General features: G+C 71.4%; 16 protein-coding genes. 9 read left to right on the top strand and 7 right to left on the bottom strand.

Annotated elements, in window-relative coordinates; translation table 11 throughout:
* Positions 1–66 precede the first annotated feature (66 nt).
* The 3 genes from katE to ligD all read left to right on the top strand — a co-directional run bounded on the left by katE (position 67) and on the right by ligD (position 6,031).
* Positions 67–2,172, top strand: a complete 2,106-nt coding sequence (gene katE, locus WS96_RS22100) for a catalase HPII (protein WP_059835386.1) — start codon at positions 67–69, stop codon at positions 2,170–2,172.
* 73 nt (positions 2,173–2,245) lie between these two features.
* Entirely contained in the window at positions 2,246–3,268 is a 1,023-nt protein-coding gene (ku, locus tag WS96_RS22095; protein WP_059835384.1) for a non-homologous end joining protein Ku, read from the top strand.
* A 45-nt stretch (positions 3,269–3,313) separates the two neighbouring features.
* Positions 3,314–6,031 carry a DNA ligase D gene (gene ligD, locus WS96_RS22090; RefSeq protein WP_059835382.1) on the top strand — a complete coding sequence of 906 codons (2,718 nt, stop codon included), beginning with the start codon at positions 3,314–3,316 and terminating at the stop codon, positions 6,029–6,031.
* 7 nt (positions 6,032–6,038) lie between these two features.
* Here the strand turns inward: ligD and WS96_RS22085 are convergent, their stop codons facing one another.
* Both WS96_RS22085 and WS96_RS22080 read right to left on the bottom strand, forming a co-directional pair.
* Positions 6,039–7,358 (bottom strand): cation:proton antiporter domain-containing protein, encoded by a 1,320-nt coding sequence (locus WS96_RS22085; RefSeq protein ID WP_059835380.1) that lies wholly within the window; start codon positions 7,356–7,358, stop codon positions 6,039–6,041.
* A 42-nt stretch (positions 7,359–7,400) separates the two neighbouring features.
* Positions 7,401–7,757, bottom strand: a complete 357-nt coding sequence (locus WS96_RS22080) for a DUF3175 domain-containing protein (protein WP_034209243.1) — start codon at positions 7,755–7,757, stop codon at positions 7,401–7,403.
* A 160-nt stretch (positions 7,758–7,917) separates the two neighbouring features.
* On the opposite strand from WS96_RS22080, the gene WS96_RS22075 reads away from it, so the two are divergent.
* The 5 genes from WS96_RS22075 (at position 7,918) to WS96_RS22055 (ending at position 10,460) form a co-directional block, all read left to right on the top strand.
* Positions 7,918–8,394, top strand: coding sequence for a hypothetical protein (locus tag WS96_RS22075; protein WP_059835378.1), 477 nt, complete (start codon positions 7,918–7,920; stop codon positions 8,392–8,394).
* An 85-nt stretch (positions 8,395–8,479) separates the two neighbouring features.
* Positions 8,480–8,845: a DUF3022 domain-containing protein gene (locus tag WS96_RS22070; RefSeq protein ID WP_059835596.1), complete on the top strand. Its 366-nt coding sequence runs from the start codon at positions 8,480–8,482 to the stop codon at positions 8,843–8,845.
* 241 nt (positions 8,846–9,086) lie between these two features.
* Positions 9,087–9,635: a type 1 glutamine amidotransferase domain-containing protein gene (locus WS96_RS22065; protein WP_059835377.1), complete on the top strand. Its 549-nt coding sequence runs from the start codon at positions 9,087–9,089 to the stop codon at positions 9,633–9,635.
* Positions 9,636–9,639: 4 nt separating this feature from the next.
* Complete coding sequence (locus WS96_RS22060; protein WP_059835375.1) at positions 9,640–9,969, top strand: DUF1488 domain-containing protein; 330 nt, start codon at positions 9,640–9,642, stop codon at positions 9,967–9,969.
* Positions 9,970–10,223: 254 nt separating this feature from the next.
* On the top strand, positions 10,224–10,460 hold the full coding sequence (locus WS96_RS22055) for a hypothetical protein (RefSeq protein ID WP_059835594.1): 237 nt from the start codon (positions 10,224–10,226) through the stop codon (positions 10,458–10,460).
* A 22-nt stretch (positions 10,461–10,482) separates the two neighbouring features.
* Here WS96_RS22055 and WS96_RS22050 read toward each other — a convergent pair whose 3' ends face one another.
* Complete coding sequence (locus tag WS96_RS22050; protein ID WP_059835592.1) at positions 10,483–11,733, bottom strand: phosphatidylserine decarboxylase family protein; 1,251 nt, start codon at positions 11,731–11,733, stop codon at positions 10,483–10,485.
* A gap of 115 nt (positions 11,734–11,848) precedes the next feature.
* Between WS96_RS22050 and WS96_RS33820 the strand changes: the two genes are divergently transcribed.
* Complete coding sequence (locus WS96_RS33820) at positions 11,849–12,106, top strand: hypothetical protein (protein ID WP_059835590.1); 258 nt, start codon at positions 11,849–11,851, stop codon at positions 12,104–12,106.
* Between the two features lie 121 nt (positions 12,107–12,227).
* Here WS96_RS33820 and treY read toward each other — a convergent pair whose 3' ends face one another.
* From treY to glgX, 4 genes are read right to left on the bottom strand one after another with little or no spacing between them, the layout of a single operon-like run.
* Complete coding sequence (gene treY, locus WS96_RS22040) at positions 12,228–14,993, bottom strand: malto-oligosyltrehalose synthase (protein WP_059835373.1); 2,766 nt, start codon at positions 14,991–14,993, stop codon at positions 12,228–12,230.
* Positions 14,990–17,215, bottom strand: coding sequence for a 4-alpha-glucanotransferase (gene malQ / locus WS96_RS22035; protein WP_059835371.1), 2,226 nt, complete (start codon positions 17,213–17,215; stop codon positions 14,990–14,992). The genes treY and malQ overlap by 4 nt, the downstream gene beginning before the upstream one ends.
* Entirely contained in the window at positions 17,212–19,083 is a 1,872-nt protein-coding gene (gene treZ, locus WS96_RS22030) for a malto-oligosyltrehalose trehalohydrolase (RefSeq protein WP_059835370.1), read from the bottom strand. Before treZ ends, malQ begins: the two co-directional genes overlap by 4 nt.
* An 8-nt stretch (positions 19,084–19,091) precedes the next feature.
* Positions 19,092–21,209, bottom strand: coding sequence for a glycogen debranching protein GlgX (glgX, locus tag WS96_RS22025; RefSeq protein WP_059835368.1), 2,118 nt, complete (start codon positions 21,207–21,209; stop codon positions 19,092–19,094).
* Between the last annotated feature and the right edge of the window lie 11 nt (positions 21,210–21,220).

Here is a 21,220-nt window from a genome sequence, read left to right as displayed (position 1 = left end):
CACGCGCGCGCCGCGGGGCGACGTCGTGCGGCGGTTCCCTAGCGAATCCCACGAGGACTCCTGACGATGACGAATCCCCCATCCGCCGGCCAGACCCAGTCGACGCAACCGCCCGACAGCGCGAAGTCGCGCCAGCTCGAAGAGAACCGTGCGCGGCCCGACGGCGAGGCGTTGCGCACCAACCAGGGCGTGCGGATCGCCGACAACCAGAACACGCTGCGAGGCGGCGCGCGCGGCCCGTCGCTGCTCGAAGACTTCATCATGCGCGAGAAGATCACGCACTTCGATCACGAGCGCATTCCGGAGCGGGTGGTGCATGCGCGCGGTTCGGCCGCCCACGGCGTGTTCCGCGTATACGAGCCGATGGCCGACTACACGAAGGCCGCGTTTCTGCAGGACCCGGCCGCCGAAACGCCGGTATTCGTGCGTTTCTCGACCGTGCAGGGGCCGCGCGGGTCGTCCGACACCGTGCGCGACGTGCGCGGCTTCGCGGTGAAGTTCTATACCGACGAAGGCAACTACGACCTCGTCGGCAACAACATGCCGGTGTTCTTCATCCAGGACGCGATCAAGTTCCCCGACTTCGTGCACGCGGTGAAGCCGGAAGCGCCGAACGAGATGCCGACCGGCGCGTCGGCGCACGACACGTTCTGGGATTTCGTGTCGCTGGTGCCGGAAACCACGCACATGGTGCTGTGGCTGATGTCGGACCGCGCGTTGCCGGCGAGCTATCGCGCGATGGACGGCTTCGGCGTGCACACGTTCCGTTTCGTGAACGCGGCCGGCGTCGAGCGTTTCGTGAAATTCCACTGGCGGCCCGTGAGCGGCGCGTATTCGCTGCTGTGGGACGAGGCGCAGCGCATCGCCGGCCACGACCCGGATTTCAATCGGCGCGACCTGTGGACGGCGATCGAGCGCGGCGACTATCCGGAGTTCGAGCTCGGCGTGCAGATGATCGATCCGGCCGACGCGGACACATTCGACTTCGACCTGCTGGACCCGACCAAGCTCGTACCGGAAGAAATCGTACCGGTGCGGCCGATCGGCCGGATGACGCTGAACCGCAACCCCGACAACTTCTTCGCGGAAACCGAGCAGGTCGCGTTTCACCCGGGCCACGTGGTGCCGGGCATCGACTTCACGAACGACCCGCTGTTGCAGGGGCGGCTGTTCTCGTACACCGATACGCAACTGAGCCGGCTCGGCGGCCCGAATTTCCACGAGATCCCGATCAACCGGCCGGTGTGTCCGTTCGGGAACAACCAGCGCGACGCGATGCACCGGCAGACGATCAACGTCGGGCAGGCGTCGTACGAGCCGAACTCGACGAGCGGCGGCTGGCCGCGCGAGACGCCGCCGGCGCCGTCCGGCGGCGGTTTCGAGACCGTGCCGGAGCCGCTCGAAGGTCACAAGGTGCGCGTGCGCAGCGAATCGTTCGCCGACCATTTCTCGCAAGCCGCGCTGTTCTACCAGAGCATGACCGAGATCGAGCAGCGGCATATCCGCGACGCGTACTGCTTCGAGCTCGGCAAGGTGACGCAGCCGAAGATTCGCGAACGGGTGGTCAACGACATCATCGCGCGCTTCGACGCGGGGCTCGCCGCGCAGGTCGCCGAACGGCTCGGGCTGCCCGCGCCGCAGGCGGCGGCCACGCCGGCCGTCGCGCAACGCTCGCCCGCGCTGAGCCTGATCGGCCGCGCGAAGCCCGGCATCCGCTCGCGCAAGATCGCGCTGATCGCGACGCCCGGCGTGAATCAGGTGCTCGTCGAGCAGGTGCGCGACGCGCTGCAGGCCGCGCACGCGGTGCCGACGATCGTCGCGCCGACGCTCGCGCCGATCGGCGGCATCGTACCGGAGGCGACGCTGGCCGGCATGCCGTCGGTGATGTTCGACGCGGTGTTCGTCTGCGGCGGCGACGGCGATGGGCGCGACCTCGCGCACAGCGCCGAAGCCCGCCACTTCGTGCGCGAGGCGTTCAAGCACCTGAAGCCGATCGCGGCCGTCGGGTCGGGGCGGCAACTGCTCAGCGCTGCCCACCTGCCGGATCCCGCCGAAGGCGTGTGCGTCGGGCAGGCGGTCGATCTCGACAAGGTGCTGAACGCGTTGTCGGATCACCTCGGCCAGCATCGCGTGTGGGCGCGCGAACAGCAGGCGGCGGAACTGCCGGCATAGGGCCGGCGGCGGCTTGCGCCGTACGGCGCGCCCGCTCCCGGGCGGGCGCGAATCCGGCAAGGAGGAACCACGCATGGCACCGCGGATGATATGGAAAGGCGCGATCAGCTTCGGGCTCGTGCACGTGCCCGTGCAGCTATTTCCGGCGACGCGCACCGTGAAACCGTCGTTCCGGATGCTCGACAAGCGCTCGATGGACCCGATCGGCTATCGGCAGATCAACAAGCGCACCGGCAAGGAGGTCACGCGCGAGGACATCGTGCGCGGCTACGAGTACGAGAAGGAGCGCTACGTCGTGCTCAGCGACGACGAAATCCGCGCGGCGAACCCGGAATCGACGCAGACCGTCGACATCCTGACCTTCGTCGACGAGGACGCCGTGTCGTTTCTCTATCTCGACACGCCGTACTACCTGGTGCCCGACCGCAAGGGCGAGAAGGTCTACGCGCTGCTGCGCGACGCGCTGAAGGACAGCGGCAAGATCGGCATCGCGCTCGTGGTGATGCGCGACCGCCAGCATCTGGGCGCGCTGATCCCGGTCGGGCCGATGCTCGCGCTCGATACGCTGCGCTGGCAGGAGGAACTGCGGCCGCTCGACGAATTGTCGGTGCCGGCCGACGACGCGAAGGGCGCGGGCGTCACCGCGCGCGAACTCGGCATGGCGAAGAAGCTGATCGACGACATGTCCGGCAAATGGACGCCCGACGAATATCACGACACGTTCCGCGACGACATCCTCGAACTGGTCGAGCGCAAGGTGCGCGCGGGCAAGATCGAGGAGATCGAGGACCGGCCCGCGCAGACCGGCCGCGCGGCGAGCAACGTGGTCGATCTCACCGAGCTGCTGAAGCGCAGCCTGAAGGGCGGCGCCGGCGCGCGCGCGGTGGATCTGCGCGACGAGCGCGACGAAGCGGAGCGCGACGCGTCGTCGTCGCGAAGCGGCGCGCGCCGCAAGCCGGCGGCGAAATCCGCGGCGAAATCCGCATCGAAAGGCGCGGCGACGAAAACCGCGGCGAAGCGAACCGCCGCGAAGCGCGGCGCGGCGAGCGACTCCGCGGCGAAGAAGCCCGCCGCGCGCCGCAAGCACGCGGCGTGATGCCGATGTCGCCGATTCCGATTCCGATTCCGACGAGGTGACGCGATGGCCGGCAAGCTCGATCCGTATCGCCGCAAGCGCCATTTCGGCGCGACGCCCGAGCCCGAAGGGGCGCACGGAAAGCGTCGCGCGAAAGCGCGGACGAAAGCGGACACGAAGCCTGCCGCGCGCGCACGCCATCCGCTGCGCTTCGTGATCCAGGAGCACCACGCGCGACGGCTACACTACGACTTCCGCCTCGAACTCGACGGCACGCTGAAGTCGTGGGCCGTGCCGAAGGGGCCGAGCTTCGATCCGCGGGTGAAGCGGCTCGCCGTGCACGTCGAGGACCATCCGCTCGAATACGCGTCGTTCGAAGGCGAGATTCCGGCCGGGCATTACGGTGCGGGGTCGGTCGTCGTCTGGGACGAAGGCACGTGGACGCCCGATGGCGGCATCGCGCACGCGCGCGAAGGCTATCGGGCCGGCAAGCTGACGTTCCGGCTGGACGGCCGCAAGCTGCACGGCGGTTGGGCGCTCGTGCGCAGCGGCCGGCAGGAAGGGCGCCAGGAGCAGTGGCTGCTGATCAAGGAGCGCGACGACGACGCACGCGGCGCGGATGAATTCGACGTCGTCGGCGAGCGGCCGGGAAGCGTGCACGACGGTGCGTCCAACGGCGCGGCGCGGCCCCGCGGATCGACCGGCGCGGACGGCGCCGCACGCGACGCGCGACCCGACAGCCGGCGCCCTGTCGAACCGTCGCAAGTCGAAGGCGCGGTGCGTGCGCCGCTGCCCGAGCGCGTCGCGCCGCAACTCGCGACGCTCGTCGACGCACCGCCGACCCAGGCCGGGTGGGGTTACGAACTGAAGTTCGACGGCTATCGGATCCTGGCGCGTGTCGCAGGGAAGGGCGCGCGCCGGCGCGTCACGTTGATGACGCGCGAAGGCCGGGACTGGACCGCGAAGCTGCGCGCGCAGCGCGACGCGCTCGCGGCGCTCGACGTCGACGACGCATGGCTCGACGGCGAGGCCGTCGTGCTCGGCGAAAACGGCCTGCCCGATTTCCAGGCGTTGCAGAACGCGTTCGGCACCGGACGGGCGGACGCGATCGTTTTCTTCGTGTTCGATCTGCCTTATCTCGACGGATACGACCTGCGCGACGCGCCGCTCGCGGCCCGTCGCGCGCTCCTCGAACCGCTGCTCGCGAACGCCGATCCGGCGCGCGTGCGTTTTTCGCCCGATCTCGGCGAGGACGTCGCGTCGCTGATCGCGAGCGCCTGCGACACCGGCCTCGAAGGGCTGATCGGCAAGCGCGCGGACTCGCGCTATCGCGCCGGCCGTTCGCCCGCGTGGATCAAGCTCAAATGTCGGCGCCGGCAGGAGTTCGTGATCGGCGGCTTCACGGAGCCGTCGGGCAGCCGGCACGGCTTCGGCGCGCTGCTGCTCGGCGTGCACGAACCGGCGCCGGCCGGCAAACGGCGGCGCGGGGCCGGGCCGCTGCGCTACGTCGGCCGCGTCGGCACCGGCTTCGACGCACGGATGCTCGATCGTCTCGCCGCGATCCTGCGCCGGCACGAACGCGACACGATGCCGTTCGATGCGCCGCCGCGCGAATGCACGCGCACGCGCGTGCACTGGGTCGAGCCGATCCTCGTCGCCGAATGCGAATTCGCCGAATGGACCGGCGACGGCATCGTGCGACAGGCCGCGTTCATCGCGCTACGCGAGGACAAGCCGGCGCAGCAGATCGTCCGCGAGAGGCCGAAACACATGGAAACGGAGGGGGCGATGGATCAGCGTTCGACCACGCAGGACAAGCCGCGGCGGCCGTCGCGCACCGATCGTCACGCGAGCGCGGGCCACGCGCGCGGCGCGCGGGCCGATGCCGACGCTGACACGCTCGGCCGCGTGCGCATCACGCATCCCGAGCGCGTGCTCGACCCGCAAAGCGGCACGCGCAAGATCGATCTCGCGCGGTACTGGCAATGGGTCGCGCCGTGGCTGCTGCCCGACCTGAAAGGCCGGCCCGTCTCGCTCGTGCGCGCACCGGGCGACATCGCCGGCGAGCTGTTCTTTCAGAAGCACGCGGAGCGCCGCGAGATCCCGTTCGTCACGCAGCACGAAGGGCTCGACCCGGGCCACGGGCCGCTGCTGTCGATCGACGGCGTCGATGCGCTGCTCGGCGCGGCGCAGATGGGCACGGTCGAGCTGCACACGTGGAACGCGCATGCGTCGAACATCGAGCGGCCCGACCGCATCGTGTTCGATCTCGATCCCGACCCGGCGTTGCCGTGGCGCACGATGATCGACGCCGCGCAACTCGTGCGCGGGCTGCTCGACGAACTCGGGCTCGTGTCGTTCTGCAAGACCAGCGGCGGCAAGGGGCTGCACGTCGTCGTGCCGCTCACGCGGCATGCGGGCTGGGACGACGTGAAGGACTTTTCGCGCGCGGTCGCGCAGCACGTCGCCGGCACGCTGCCCGACCGTTTCACCGCGACGATGGGGCCGCGGCACCGGCGCGGCAAGATCTTCATCGACTACCTGCGCAACGGGCGCGGCGCGAGCACGATCGCGGCATATTCGGTGCGCGCGCGCCCCGGCATGGGCGTGTCGGTGCCGCTCGACTGGGACGAGGTGCCCGACACGACGGGTGGCGCGCAATGGACGATCGACACGCTGCACGAACGTCTGGACACGTTGAAGCGCGATCCGTGGGACGGCTACGCGAAGGCGCGCCAGCGCATCACCGCAGCGATGCGCTCGCGGCTCGGCGCCGACGCATGACCGACCGTCAGCGCCGATGCTGGAGCCGGTAATACCAGTTCATCAGCGGCGTCGCGGAAATCCCGTGCGCGACCACCGACGCGGACACGACGGCCAGCACCGGCGCCGCGAGCGGGCGCACGACCTCGGACGGCCCATGCTCGAGCGCGAACAGCAGGTAGTAGAACGAACCGATCCCGCGAATGCCGAACCACGCCATTAGCCGCCGCTGCGCATGGGTCGCACGCGAGCCGGCAAGCGTGACCAGCACCGCGAGCGGGCGCACCGCGACGAACAGCACAGCCGCCAGCGCGGCGGCGCCCCACGTGATCAGCGGGCCGGGCAGCGTCGCGAGCACGCTGCCGATCATCGTCATCACGATCGCTTCGGCGATCCGTTCGAGCTCGATCGTGAAGCCGAGCACCGATTCGGCCATGAACGCATGCGCTTTCTCCGGATGCTTTTCGGTGGCGACGACGTCTTCCGAATCGATCTGGCCGATCACTTCGCGCGGCGGGCGGTCGCCGCTCGCGCGATGCTCGACGCGCCGCATCGCGACGCCGGCGGCGAACGTCGCGATGAAGCCGAACGTATGCGCGAGCTGCGCGGCGCCGAACGACAGCACGATCAGCGCCAGCGCGAAGAAGCCTTCGAGGCCGAGCGCCTGCGCGTGACGCGTGCGCAGCCAGCCGATCGTCTTCGTCGTGACCCAGCCGAGCCCGCCGCCGATCGCGGCCGCGCCCGCGATGCCCCACAGCGCGACGAGCGCGAACGTGCCCGATAGCGGCGGGATACCGTGCGTCGCGCCGGGTGCGCCGCACAGCGCGAGCCCCGCGAGCGCGAACGGCAGCGCGATGCCGTCGTTCATCCCGCCTTCGCCGGACAACGCGAAGCGCACCAGGTCGCGGTCGCCCGGATCGTGCACCTGCACGTCGTGCGCGAGCACCGGATCGGTCGGCGCGAGGATCGCCGCGAGCAGCAGCGCCGGGCCCCAGCCGAGGCCCAGCGCGAGCACCGCGCACGCCGCGAGCAGCGGCACGGTGACGATCATCGCGAGCAGCCCGAGCCGACACGGCACGAGCCACAGCTTGTCGGACAGCGGTACGCGCAACCGCAGCCCGATCGCGAACAGCGACACGAGCAGCGCGACTTCGACGATCTCGCGCAGCAGGCGGCCGTCGCGTTCGAGGTCGAGGTGCAGCAGGCCGGCGCCGGCCGGGCCGAGCCCGATGCCGAGCACCAGGTAAATCATGGCCGAGCTGCATGGAAGGTGGCGCAGCGTGGACGTCACCACGCCCATGCCCAGCAGCACCGCGCCGATGATCAGGTACCAGAGGGTTTCGTGCATGCGTGCGATCGCGGCAATTCGGATCGGATTGCGCGCCGATCGTCAGGGCTTGCGGCCGAACGCCTCGCGCAATTTTTTCTTTGCGCGTTCGAGCGTCGTGCGGCGCGTTTTGGGCAGGTTGCGACCCGCGCGGTTCACGTAGAAGTTCAGCATCGACATCGCCGACTGGAACGGCGATGCCTTGCGGCGGCGGCTGTGTTCGGCCGAGCGCTTCAGCGACGCGGCGATCGCGGCGGGATCGTCGGATTTGAAGATGTCGGGCTCGAGGTCGAGCGCATCGCTTTTTTGCATGACTTCGCCGGACCAGCGCTTGCGGTGGGCCGGATCGGCGCTTCGCGCGCGGCCCGGGCGGCGCGTGTGGCGCTTGCCGTGCGAGTGGGAAGCAGAAGCGGAAGGCATAAGGCAGGGGCTCCGTATGGGATTGCGGGACAGGCGGACGGCAGGAGGCGACGCAAACCGCGTGCCGCGTCGCGCAGGTCGTCCGCGCTCCGGCATGGCCCTTGCTGAAAGATCGGAGCAGGAATCTCCATCACGCGATCATCCATAGGGAGAAAACGCCATGAAGTCAGCATTCGAATCGAAGTTCGTCGCGCGGCACGTGCTGGCCTGCGCGGCCGTCGCGATCGTCGCGGCCGCGCCGGCCGCGTGGGCGCAGAACTCGCAGCGCTCGGACGAGGGCACCGGCGCGCCGAATCCGTCGATGGACACGTCGACGCCGGGCGCTAACGGCGCCAACGGCAATACGGCCGCGCCGCCGCCGCCCGCGGGCACGCAACGGCACGGCGCGAAGCACGGGATGCGCTCGCACGGCTCATCGGCCCGTCACACGAAGCCGGGCGGCGGCCCGAACGGCGCGGGCGAGGGCGGCAGCGGCGCCACGGGCGGCGGTGTCGGCGGCGGCTCGGGTGGGGCCGGCGGTGCGGGCGGCTCCGGCGGGACGGGTGCCGGCGGTATGGGTACCGGCGGCGGCGGTTCGGCGGGCTCGACGGGCTCGGGCGGCGGCGGGGCGGCCGGCGGCGGGTCCAGCGGTTATTGACGGTGTCGTGCCGGCGCGGCCGGCACGGCGCGATGGCGGCGCGGTTTCCCCGGACGGGCGCGCCGCCACCACGCAGGAGGACATCATGCAATCGAATTCCCGGATTTCCCTGGCGCACGACGAGCTCGACGACGATGCAGTCGACACGGACGATCTCGACACGACGGTCCACGTGGACGTCGAGACGGGCAGGGTCATGTTCCATGCGGCGTGGGCGAATGCCGTCGAGGCGCCGCCGGAGGCGGCCCGACATTCGGTCGTGCTCGCGCTCGAATGCTCGACGATGGAACGCTACGCGGATCTCGACGACGGCGCGCGCATGCGCGTGCACGCGATGCTGCACGATGCCGTGCAGCAGACGCTCGATCAATTGCCCGATACCGACGAGAACCTGACGCTGACGATCGAGTTGACCGCCGCCATGCTCGACGCCGCACGCCATCTGCAGTAATCGCGCCGGGTCGACGCACGGCGTCGCGTTACATCGGGTTGAAATCTTTGCAGCGGGGCGGTGTTGTCACAGGGCGAGCGGCCTCGGTAGAGCGTATCCCCATCCGATTGCGGGTCGTTCCCCGACTGATGTCGGGACGGGCGCGGGCGCGCAACGGCCGGCCGGCCGGAACGGCGATTGCTGCATCACGGCACGGCACGATGTGTGCCGCCCTACCCCTACCCGATTCACGGAGGCATTCATGAGCGGCAGGCTGGATCATTGCAAGGTAGCGATTCTCGCGGTCGACGGCTTCGAGGAAGCCGAGCTCGTCGAACCGCAGCGCGCGCTCGCGGCCGAAGGCGCGCAGGTGGACGTGATCTCGCAGAAGCGCGGCGAGATCCAGGGTTTCCGGCACGTCGACAAGGGCGAGCGCGTGAAGGTCGACCGCACGTTCGACGATGCGCGCGAAGGCGACTACGACGCGGTCGTGCTGCCGGGCGGCGTCGTGAACGGCGACGCGATCCGGATGCTGCCGGCCGCGCGCGAATTCGTGACGGCGGCCGTCGGCGCCGGCAAGCCGGTCGCGGCGATCTGCCACGGCGGTTGGCTGCTCGTGTCGGCCGGGCTCGTGGAGGGCAAGACGATGACGAGCTGGCCGAGCCTGCAGGACGATATCCGCCATGCGGGCGGCAAGTGGGTGGACGAGGAGGTCGTGCGCGACGGCAACCTGATCACGAGCCGCAAGCCGGCCGATCTGCCCGCGTTCAACGGCGCGCTCGTCGAGCGCCTCGCGGCGCGGGGGGCATGAGCCGATGCCGGCCGATTCCGCCCGCCCCGTGACGCTCGCCGACGAACCGCCCACGTTCGACGGTGCGGCGCTGCAGTTGCGCTTCGTCGTCGACGTCGCCGGCGTGCCGCAGACCTGCGCGATCACCGTCGAGGCGCTGGAAGATCATTTCGGCGCGCAGTCCGCGCTGGAAGCCGACCTGCGCGACGCGTTCGAGCGCGGTCGCGCGCGTATCGAAGCCGCGTGCGCGGACGTGCTGGCGAGCGGCGACCACGACGTGGTGCTGCATAGCGGGTATTTCCGTGCGCCGGCCAAGCGCGGGCGGGGCGGGTTGTTTCGCCAAGGGCAGTCGTGACGGGATCGCGTTTGCCGGCGCGTTGCTTCCGCCGCGTTCGCTCGCCCGCCCTTACATGCCGTTGAAAACTTTGCAGCGCTCCAACGCGCCGTGCGGTGCCACATCGCGCGGCGCGCGCACCGCACGGACGCCGGTCGCGCGACGCCGTCTGGCACGATCCCTGCATGCTCGTCACGTCGCCGGCGCGCGCTTCGCGCCGGCTGCCGATGCGACGCCGGTGTCGCGTCGTGCGTCGCCGCCAACGGGGAACGAGCATGCTGACCGCCCATGAATTTGCCGCGCTGTTCCTGGTGCACCGCGCGCCGGAACAGATCCAGATCGACCGCGACGACGTCGTCGCGCTCGTCGAACAAGCGCTGATCGTGCTGCAGCGCGACGACGCCTCGGGCGCGCGCCGGCCCGCGTTGACGGCCGACGGACTGTCGGTGCTGCGGTGCGTGCAGCGTCACGACGCCGCCGAATCCCGAGCGATCGACGTGGGCGACGCGTGACGCACCGCGCCGCGCGCGGCGCTCACCGCGCGATCGCGACGGACGCATTGACCTGCACGACCGGCGGCTGGCCTTCGAACGGCGGCGCGTGCAGGAAACGGTCGATCACGCCGGCCTCGAACAGCAGGCAGTAGGTCGAGCCGCCGAACTGGAAGTAGCCGATCTCGTCGCCCTTGTCGACGCGCTGGCCCGGCACGACCTCGATCACGCACGACGACACGTCGCCCATCCCGACGAACACGGCCGCCACGGTGCCGATGCCGGGATCGTCGCTCGCGATCGCGACCACCGCGCGCGCGGCGACCGCCGTCATGTAGCCCTGCGAGTCGTTGAGCCCTGCCGGGTCCGGGCCTTCCGCTTCGGCGACCGAGTAATACGTGCCGTCTACCCGATACGCGTGCGTGACGACGCCGCGCACCGGCGCATGCCAGCGATGGTAGTTGTACGCACTGAGATAGGCTTGGTAGACGTCGCCGCCGACGAAGCGCTCGGCGAGCGACAGCCAGGCGGGCGTGAACAGGTCGCGCAGCGAATACGGCTGGGACTTGATCCAGAACGTGTCGCGCAGCTTGACGTTGGTTTCGGTGTGATAGGGCGCGGCCTCGCACGCGCTGACGATCACGTGCGGATCGTCGGGCGCCGCAACGGGCCGCGCACCGTCGCGAAAGCGGCGCGTGAAGAAATCGTTCCACGAATCGAAGCCCCAGTGCGGCTGGTCTTCGCGATACTGGAACTGCGACAGCCCCAGACGTTCGCACGCGGCGTCGCAGAACCAGCCGTCGGGCGCCGACGTGTCGAGATGCGCACGCGAATGCGGGCCGCCGAGGAAATCGCACCAGACGTTCAGCACGCGCTTCAACTGCGCGTTGACGGCCGCGTCGCGAAACACCGCGTGGCCCGACGGCATGCACATCGGCCAGTCGAAGAACGCGTTCAACGGGCACACGATCAGGCTTTCCTCGCTGAACGGCGGCGTATAGGTCATCAGATGGTCGAGCACGGTCATCAGCTCGCCGATCGACGCATAGCCGAGCCGGTATCCCGCTTCCCGCGCTTCGTCGATCGCGCGGCTCAGGCTCATGCGCAGCACGGCGTCGTCGTCGAACAGCCGCGCGAGTGCCTGCACGGCCGGCGTGCGCAGCCGGTCGCCGGCATGCGCGCGTGCTTCGCTCGCGATTTTTTCGCGGAACGCGGCCATGTGCGATTCCTCGGTGGCCATCCATCCGCCGAGGCGGCGGCGTGTGGCGGGCGGCGTGTTGCGATTCGTCGGCATCGTCACCTCCGGAACGGTTGCGGTCGAATCGGGATAGCAAGACGCTTGCCCGGCGGGCGGCACCGAAATTGCGGCGTTCGAGCGACCGGTTCCTTCGATGATTCAGGGAGAAAAAATGGCTACGGATTCGAACGCACGACAGACTAACGACGCAGCGACGGACGAACGCCACCGCAACGGACAGCGGACCGTGACGCCGACGCGCACGCGAGCAGGCACGCAGGCGGCGGGGTCGCGCGACGGCGCGCGGCGAGCCGGGCGCGGCAACGACGGCGGGAACGGGCCGGTGACGCCGAGCCGTGGAGAAGACGAGGGGAGGAAGCCGCTGTGGGAGGACGACAGCGGCGAGATGCCGCCGGAAGAGTGGTCGTGAGGTGCCGACGCCCATCGTTGGCTGCACAAAATCGCTTACGAGCGCGTTTCGATTGAAATCGATTAAGCGTGCACAAAATCGATTTCGGTGGCGCAGGGCTGGCACCCATTAGGCGTCGGCTTCAATTTCCACTTCGCGCCGCAACGAGCACCGCAACGGGTAACTGGGCCAAGTAGCGATCGAGCGCCAGTGTACCGTCCGGCGTATCGATCGCTTGCTCCGCATTTAGCCAGTCGACCCACGGCCCTTCCACCCCGCGCGGCAGCACGACCGCCGTATCGCCCCATTCCCGAGGCGCCACACGCGGCAACCCCGGCGTTTCGCCCAGCAACCGGCACGCGAGCCGCGTCGCGATCACCACCACGGTCGCCGCGTCGTCGCAGCGCGCGAAGGCCACCGCATGCCGCCCGAGCGTGCCGCGCACGCGCAGCGGAACGTACGCGCCGTCCGCGAACGTCGTCGGCCACCGCGCACGCAGCGCCAGCATCCGCTCGATCAGCGCGCGCTTCACGCGCGCATCGGCCCACGTCGGCAGATACGACGCGACCGGGCCGTCGACCGGCTGCGCCGCCAGCGTCGCGAACGGCACGTCGCGCCGGTTGTCCGGATCGACGAGCGAGTGATCCCATGACTCGGTGCCTTGATACAGGTCGGGCACGCCGGGCGACGCGATCCGCAGCGCGGTTTGCGTCAGGCTGTTGACGATGCCGGCCGGCGCGATCCGCGCGACGAACGCGTGCAGCCGATGCGGAAAATCGCCGGCGCCGCGTGGCGTCAGGATCGCGCGAACGAACGCTTCGCAGCCGTGCTCGTAATCCGGCTCGGGCGCGAGCCAGTCGGTGTATTGCTTCGCTTCGCGCAGCGCCTTCGTCTGCCATTGCACGACGCGCGTCGCGAGCGCGGCGAGCCCGGCCGCATCGTCGGGCGCGAGCGCCGGCGGCCAGCAGCCGACCAGCGTCTGGTACAGCATCGCCTCGGCGGTCGGCCCGGGCGTCCACGCGAGGTCGCGGTGTGCGCCGCCGCGATGCGGCAGGTTCAGCGCCGACCAGTCGAGCGACACCGCGCGCCATGCATCGGGCGCTTCGCTCAGCACCGCGAGCCGCGCACGCGCGTCCTCGCCGCGCTTGTGGTCGTGCGTGGCCGTCGCGACGAGCCCGTGCGGCACGGTGCGCGCGCGGCGCCGGTTGCGCGCATGGAAGGCGCCGCGCGACAGGCTGAAGTCGCCGGCGTCGGCGCCGACCTCGTTGCGCGACAGCAGCCGGCCATAGCGATAGTTGGCCGTATCCTCCACGCCCTTCGCGGCCAGCGGCGCGGTGAGCTGCGCGAACGCGACACGCGCCGCGGCCAGCGCGTCGGGGTTCGCACGCGGCACGCGCACGACCGGCAGGCCGAGCCACGCGGCGACGCGCTCGAGCGCGAACCGGTCGGCCGGATCGACCGCCGCGTACGCACCGTCGTACGCATGCGCGAGCACGCGCCGGTCGGCCTCGGCGAGTTCGTCACCCGGCGCCGGATACATCCGGTACACGGGCAGCCGCACCGCGAGTTCGCCGAGCACGCGCTGGATCGCGATTCGACTGATGTCGCGCGTCGCCGGCGAGGCACGTGCGATCCCGTGCAGCAGCCGCGCGACCCGCGCATGCTCGACGGCGAGCTGGCGCATCAGCACGCGCCGCTTGCCGTCGAGGGCTTCCTGCGCGAACGTGCGCGCGGAACCCGATACGGCCGCCCAGTGCGCGGCGAGCGGTTCGGCGCCCGCCGGGTCGTGCAGCAGCGCGCCGACGTCGTTCATGAAGTCGTAGCCGGTGGTGCCGTCGACGGCCCAGTCGGTGCGCAGCGCCTCGCCGGGCGCGAGGATCTTCTCGACGACGACGTAGGGCCGCGCGTCGCGCTGCGCGGCGAGCCGCGCGTGCAGCCGGCGGCAATACGCGCGGGGATCGGCGAGGCCGTCGACGTGATCGACGCGCACGCCGTCGACGAGCCCGGCCGCATGGAGGCGCAGCGGCAGCGCATGCACGGCGTCGAACACCGCGTCGTCGTCGACCCGCACGGCCGCGAGCGTCGCGATGTCGAAGAAGCGCCGCCAGTTCAGCTCGTCGGCGGCCGTGCGCCACCACGCGAGCCGGTAGTGCTGACGTTCGAGCAGCCGGTGCAGGCACGCGCGCGAGCGCGCGCGGCGCGGGTCGGCGCCGCGCAAGATCGCGTCGAACGCGTGCGGGCCGTGCGCGCGCGCATGGTCGCGCAGCGCCGCATGGGCGGCGGCGAGCCGTGCGCTGCCGCGTGCCGGCGCGGCGTCGAAGCGCTCGGCGAGCGCGTTCAGGTCCGCGCGGTTCGCGATGCGCAGGATCTCCGCGTAGGTGGCGACGGCGACCGGCAACTGCCGCCCCGGGCATGCGATGGTGAAGCGGCCCGCGGCCGGATCGACACGCAGCGTGATGTCGCCGGCCGCGAGCGCGTCGCCGTACGGCGCGCCGAGGCACGGCAGCAGCACCTTGCCGTCGAGCGCCGGGTCGGGCGGATGCCAGTCGATGTCGAAGGTGCGCGCGTACGGGCTCGCCGGTCCCCATGCGAGCACGTCGTTCCACCAGCCGTTCGACGAGCCGCCGACGCCCATGTGGTTCGGCACGATGTCGACGATGATGCCGAGGCCGCGCGCGCGCAGCGCGTCGACGAGCCGCATGAAGCCGGCTTCGCCGCCGAGTTCCGTGCCGAGCGCGCCGTAGTCGACGGTGTCGTAGCCGTGCAGCGAGCCGGGTTCGGCCGTCGACACCGGCGACAGGTACAGGTGGCTGACGCCGAGCCGCGCGAAGTAGTCGACGTGCGCGGCCGCGTCGTCGAACGTGAAGCCCGCATGCAGTTGCAGTCGCAGCGTCGCGCGCGGGATCATGGGCCGTGCCTCGGCGCGCGGCGCGCGTGCACGACCGCGGCGATGCGCGTGCGCACGTCGGCGTCGAACAGCGTGTCGATCGTGCGCGGCAGCCGCTGCCGCCAGTTCGGATGGCCGCACGGCGGCCCCGGCAGGTTCGGCTGCGCGTCGAGCGCGAGCAGATCCTCGAGCGGCAGCAGCGCGAGCGGCGACGGGCCGCTGGCGACGTATCCGAGGATGGCGGTCACCGGCGGCATGTCGGCCGGCGGCATCGCGGCGCCGGCCGGCACGCACCCGGCCTCCTGCAGCGCGCGCCACAGCGCCGTGCGCTCGCCGGCGCGTTCCGCGTGCGCGGCGAGCAGCTCGGCAGGCGGCGCCGGCGGCGGCGTCGGGTTGCCGGGTTCGGGGCGCGGCACGGTGTCGTGTCCGAGCGCCATGCTCTGCACGATCTCGTCCGAATCGTGCGCGCTCGCGTCGTCCGGCGCCGGGGCGGCGACGTCGCGCGGCGGCGTGGCGTCGCGTCGTTTCGCGGCGTCGGCCTCGGCTGCGATGCGCCGCCATCCGAGGTCGACGCCGCGCCACCAGCCGGCCACGGTCGGCAAATCGTGCGTCGAGGTCGTCGCGATCGCCTCGCGATCCCACGCGGACGGCGGCCGGAACGCGCCATTCGCGTCGCGCTCGAACCACAGCACGCGCATGCCGGCGACACCTTGCGCGCCGAGCCGTTCGCGCAATCCGGCCGGCACGGTGCCGAGATCCTCGCCGATCGCGATCGCGCGATGGCGGGCCGCCTCGAGCGCGACGAGCCGCACCAGATCGTCGAGCGGATAGCGCAGGTACGCGCCGCTGCGCGGCGAGCCGCCGTCCGGCACGATCCACATCCGCGCGAAGCCGAGCACGTGATCGATGCGGATGCCGCCCGCGTGCGCGAACGCGGCGCGCAGCAGTTCGATGAACGGCACGAAGCCGTCCGCGCGCAGCGCCTCGGGCGACCACGTCGTCACGCCCCACGCCTGGCCGGCCGCGTTGAACAGGTCGGGCGGCGCGCCGAGCGACACGCCGCGCAGCAGCGTCGTGCCGTGCGCCCACGCGTCGCTCCCGGCGCGATCCGAGCCGACCGCGAGATCGGCGATCAGCCCGGTCGCCATGCCCGCGCCGCGCGCCGCGTGCTGCGCGTCGCCGAGCGCGCGCGACGCGCACCATTGCAGGAACGTGTGGAACGCGATCGTGTCGGCATGCGCGTGCGCGAACGCGTCGACTTCCGCCGATCCCGGCATGCGCCACGGCGCGGGCCACTGCCGCCAGTCCGCGCCGATGCCGTGCTCGATGCAGAACGCCTGCAGCGCATCGAAGCGCGCATGCGCGTCGAGCGCCGCGCCGCCCGCCGCGCGAAAACGCTGGTACGTGTCGCGCGACGGGTCGTCGCTGGCGCGCCACGCGTCGAAGCACGCACGCAGGCGGCGCAGCTTTGTCGGCAGCACGCGGGGCCAGTCGATCAGCGCGGTGTCGGCCATGGCCGCGGATGCGCGAGACGCGGCCTCGGCGCCCGGCACCGCGTCGCAGTCGAGATACGCGACGTTGTGCCAGCGTCGCGACGACGGCGAATACGGGCTGTCGTGCGCGGGGAGCGCCGGATAGCCGGCGTGCGTCGGGCTGATCGCCACCGCCTGCGCGCCGTGGCGCGCCGCCTGCGCGGCCAGCCGCGCGAGCGCCGTGTAGTCGCCCGCGCCGTCGTCGCCGGCGCGGCGCAGGCTGTAGAGCTGCGCCGCGATACCCCAGCGTCTCGCGTCGGGCCGGCGTGCGAACGCGTCGAACGGCTGCGCACGCGGCGGGGCGATCGCCAGCCCGATGCGCTGCTCGCCGACGTCGAGCGCGTGATAGCCGGGCATCGCGAGCGGCGGCAGCGTGCCGTGCTCGCCTGCGTCGCCCACGCGCCCGTCCACGTGCCCGCCGGTTTCGAGCGAGATCCGGAAGCGCGCGCCCGGCGACGCGACGGTCGCGGGCAGCGTCAGCGGCAGGCCGGCGTCGCCGGTCACGACGCGCGGCGGCGACGCGTTCGCGTCGGCGAGCGCCGCCGCGCTGTCGACCCGCTGGATCGCGGTGCCGCACGGCCAGCCCAGCGCGTCGACGAGCGCGACGAGCGCGTCGTCGTCCACGCGCCGCGCGACGCCGCCCGCGTCGGTCCAGTCGGGCTCCAGCCCGGCCGCACGGGCGAGCGCCGCGATCGGGACGTCGGTCGTCATGATGGGCTCCGTCCGTTCGCGCGATGCTGCCGCGCATCCTGGTTGACCGCGCCGTCGCGCCACGCGATGCACGCGCGCGGCGGCAAGTGCCGGCCCGGCAGCCGGTCGCGTGCGCGCGGCGGCGTCTCGAACACGATCTTGCCGACCGGCAGCGCGGGCAGCGCCGCGTCGTGCGAGCCGAGGTTCAGCGCGATCGTCAGCGTGCTGCCGTCGCCGAGGCGCCAGCGCGCGACGAGCGCCTGCGGATCGCCGTCGCCCGCGAGCAGGTCGACGCCGAGCGACTGCGCACCGGGCAGGTGCGGCGTCACGAGCGCCGCGCGCACGGCCAGCGCACTGCGGTAGAACCGCCGCCACGCGGCCGCGTCGGGCCACGACTCGTCGGGCGGATGGTGCGACGACGACCGCACGAACGTGGCGATGTCGTTCGGGTCGGGAATCGCGTCGCGATGCGCGGCGTCCGCGAACGCGGGAAACGCCGCGAATTCGCGGCGCCGGCCGTCGCGCACCGCGTCGGCGAGCGCGCCGCGATAGTCGGTGAAGAACTGGAACGGCTGCGTGCTGCCGTCTTCCTCGCCCATGAACAGCAGCGGAATCGACGGCGCGAGCAGCATCAGCGCGGTCGCCGCGCGTACCGCGTCGTCGTTCGCGAGTGCACGCAGCCGTTCGCCGAACGCGCGGTTGCCGATCTGGTCGTGGTTCTGCAGGAACGCGACGAACGCGGTCGGCGGCAAATGCGCGCTCGGCTCGCCGCGCGCGGCGCCGTCGTGCAGCGGCGACGGCTCGCCCTGGTACGCGAAGCCTTCGCCGAGCGTGCGCGCGAAATGGCGCAGCGGCGCGTCGGCGTAAGCACGGTAGTAGCCGTCGCGCTCGCCGGTCAGCAGCACGTGCGCGCTGTTGTGGAAGTCGTCGCTCCATTGCGCGTCGAAGCCGCCGGGGCCGAGCAGGCTCGCGGTATTGCGCTCGTTCTCCAGCACGAGATGCACGTGGCGCGCATCGCCCGCGTACGCGCGCACGCGGCGCGCGAGTTCGCGCAGCCACGCGTCGTCGTCGATCGCGTGCGCGGCGTCGATGCGCAACCCGTCGAAACGGTATTCGTCGAGCCAGTACAGCGCGTTGTCGATGAAGAACGCGCTCGTCTGCGGGCGGGAGAAGTCGATCGCCGGCCCCCACGCGGTCTGCCGGTCCGCGCGGAAGAACTCGGGTGCGTAGCGCGGCAGCAGGTTGCCTTCGGGGCCGAAGTGGTTGTACACGACGTCGAGGAACACCTGCAGCCCGAGCCCGTGCGCGGTGTCGACCAGCGATTTCAGCTCTTCGGGCCGCCCGTACGACGCATCGGGCGCGAACGGCAGCACGCCGTCGTAGCCCCAGTTGCGCGCGCCGGGAAACGCATTGACGGGCATCAGCTCGATCGCGCTCACGCCGAGTTCGGCGATCGACGGCAGCCGCCGCTCGACGGCCGCGTAGCCGCCGCATGCGCCGACGTGCAGTTCGTACAGCACCGTCTCGTGCCACGGGCGGCCGCGCCACCCGTCGTGACGCCAGCGGTACGCGGCCGGATCGACGACCTGGCTCGGGCCCAGCACGTCGTAAGGCTGGAAGCGCGATGCGGGATCGGCCACCGCGAGCGCGTCGTCGAGCAGGTAGCGATACAGCGTGCCGGGGCCGCACGGCGCGATCGTCTCGAACCAGCCGTCGCCGGCCGGCGTCATCGGAATCGCGCGGCCGCCTTCGTCCTGCAGTTCGACGGCGGCCGTGCGGCTCGCGGGCGCCCACAGCCGGAAGCGCGTGCGCTCGGCATCGACGCAGGTCGCGCCGAACGACGATTCGAATGCATGCGTGCGGGTGGGGCGCGCGGAACGGGTGGTCATGGCGGTCCTCAGGAAGGGTGATCGGGCGGCGGCACGGCCGCGACCGCGATCACGGCCGCGTGCGCGGCGACGTCGAGCCCGGCTTCCGGCCACGAACGCGGGCCGGCGTCGGGTGTGGCGGTATCGAGCAGGATGCGGTACTCGAGCACGGGCGCGGGCGGCATGAACGTGATGGTCGCGGCCGACGCGTTCAGCATCACGAGCAACGCCTCGGTGCGGCCGGTGCGGCCGGTGCCGACGCGCCGCATCGTCAGCGCGCGGCCTTCGCCGTCTTCCCAGGCGGGCACGGTGAGCGCGTCGCCGCGTTCGTCGAACCACTCGATCTCGCGCATGCCCGGCGCGCCGTCGCGGTCGCCCGACGGATAGCGCGGCGCCGACATCACCGGATACATGCGCCGCAGCGCGGCGAGCCGCGACACGAAGCGCGTCATCTGCACGCCTTCTTCGCTCTGCGCCAGGTCCCAGTCGAGCCACGACAGTTCGTTGTCCTGGCAATACGCGTTGTTGTTGCCGTGCTGCGTGCGACAGAACTCGTCGCCGGCGACCAGCATCGGCGTGCCGAGCGCGGTAAACAGCGTCGCGAGCATCGAGCGGGCGACGCGTGCGCGCACGTCGCGGATCGCCGCGTCGTCGGTCGGCCCTTCGGCGCCCCAGTTCGCGCTGCAGTTGTCGTCGCGGCCGTCGCGGTTGTCCTCGCCGTTCGCGTCGTTGTGCTTGCCCGCATACGACACGAGGTCGGCCAGCGTGAAGCCGTCGTGCGCGGTGATGAAATTGACCGACGCCCACGTGCGGCGCCGCCCGTGGTTGAACAGGTCGGCCGAACCCGACAGGCGCGCGGCCAGTTCCGGGCGCTGCCCGGCGTCGCCGCGCCAGAAACGCCGCACGGTGTCGCGAAACCGGTCGTTCCATTCGGCGAAACCGGGCGGATGGCGGCCGAGCTGATAGCCGCCGGGGCCGAGATCCCACGGTTCGGTGATCAGCTTGCGCTGCGCGAGCACCGGGTCCTGCCGCAACGCGTCGAAAAACCCCGCGCCCGGCTCGAAGCCGTGATCCTCGCGGCCGAGCGTCACGCCGAGATCGAAGCGGAAGCCGTCGATGTTGAATGCGGTCGCCCAGTAGCGCAGCGAGTCCATCACCATTTGCACGACGCGCGGATGCGACAGGTTCAGCGTGTTGCCGCAGCCGGTTTCGTCGACGTGATAACGCGGATCGTCGGGCCGCAGCCGGTAGTAGCTCGCGTTGTCGAGGCCGCGCCACGACAGCGTCGGGCCGAGCTGATTGCCTTCGCACGTGTGGTTGTAGACGACGTCGAGCACCACTTCGATGCCGGCCGCATGCAGCTGGCGGATCGCGATGCGCATTTCGTCGAGCCGCCGGGTCGTGAGATACGCGGGTTCCGGCGCGAAGAACGCGGCCGTGTCGTAGCCCCAGTAGTTGCGCATTCCGCGATGCACGAGCGCGCGCTGCTGCAGGAACGCATGGACCGGCAGCAGCTCGACCGTCGTCACGCCGATCGACAGCAGATGATCGACGAACGCCGGATGCGCGAGCGACGCGAACGTGCCGCGCTCCGGCGGGCGCAGCCCCGCGCGGCGCATCGACGCGCCGCGCACGTGGGTCTCGTAGATCACGGTGCTGCGCCACGGCACGTTCGGGCGGCGGTCGGTGCTCCAGTCGAACGCTTCGTCGACGACCACGGCCTTCGGCATCGCGGGCGCCGAGTCGCGGCGGTCGATCGACAGGTCCGCGCGGTTCGAATGCACGCGATAGCCGAACAATGCGTCCGACCAGCGGAACTGGCCGACCAGCTTGCGCGCGTACGGATCGAGCAGCAGCTTGGTCGGATTGAAGCGGTGGCCGTGCTGCGGCTGATACGGGCCGTCCGCGCGAAAGCCGTACACGGTGCCCGGATGCGCGTTGGGCAGGTAGCCGTGCCACACCTCGTCGGTGCATTCGGGCAGGTCGAGGCGCGCGAGCTCCTTGCGACCGGTCGGATCGAACACGCACAGCTGGATGCGCTGCGCGTGCGCGGAAAATACCGCGAAGTTGGTCCCGAGGCCGTCCCACGTGGCGCCGAGCGGGTAGCAGCGGCCGGGTTCGAGACGGGCGGGCAGGGCGGTCGGCATGGGGCGGATCT

Source organism: Burkholderia sp. MSMB1835 (assembly GCF_001526365.1).
GTDB lineage: Bacteria > Pseudomonadota > Gammaproteobacteria > Burkholderiales > Burkholderiaceae > Burkholderia.
Note: the sequence above shows the minus strand (reverse complement) of the source record. Positions and strands in the feature narration are given on the sequence as shown.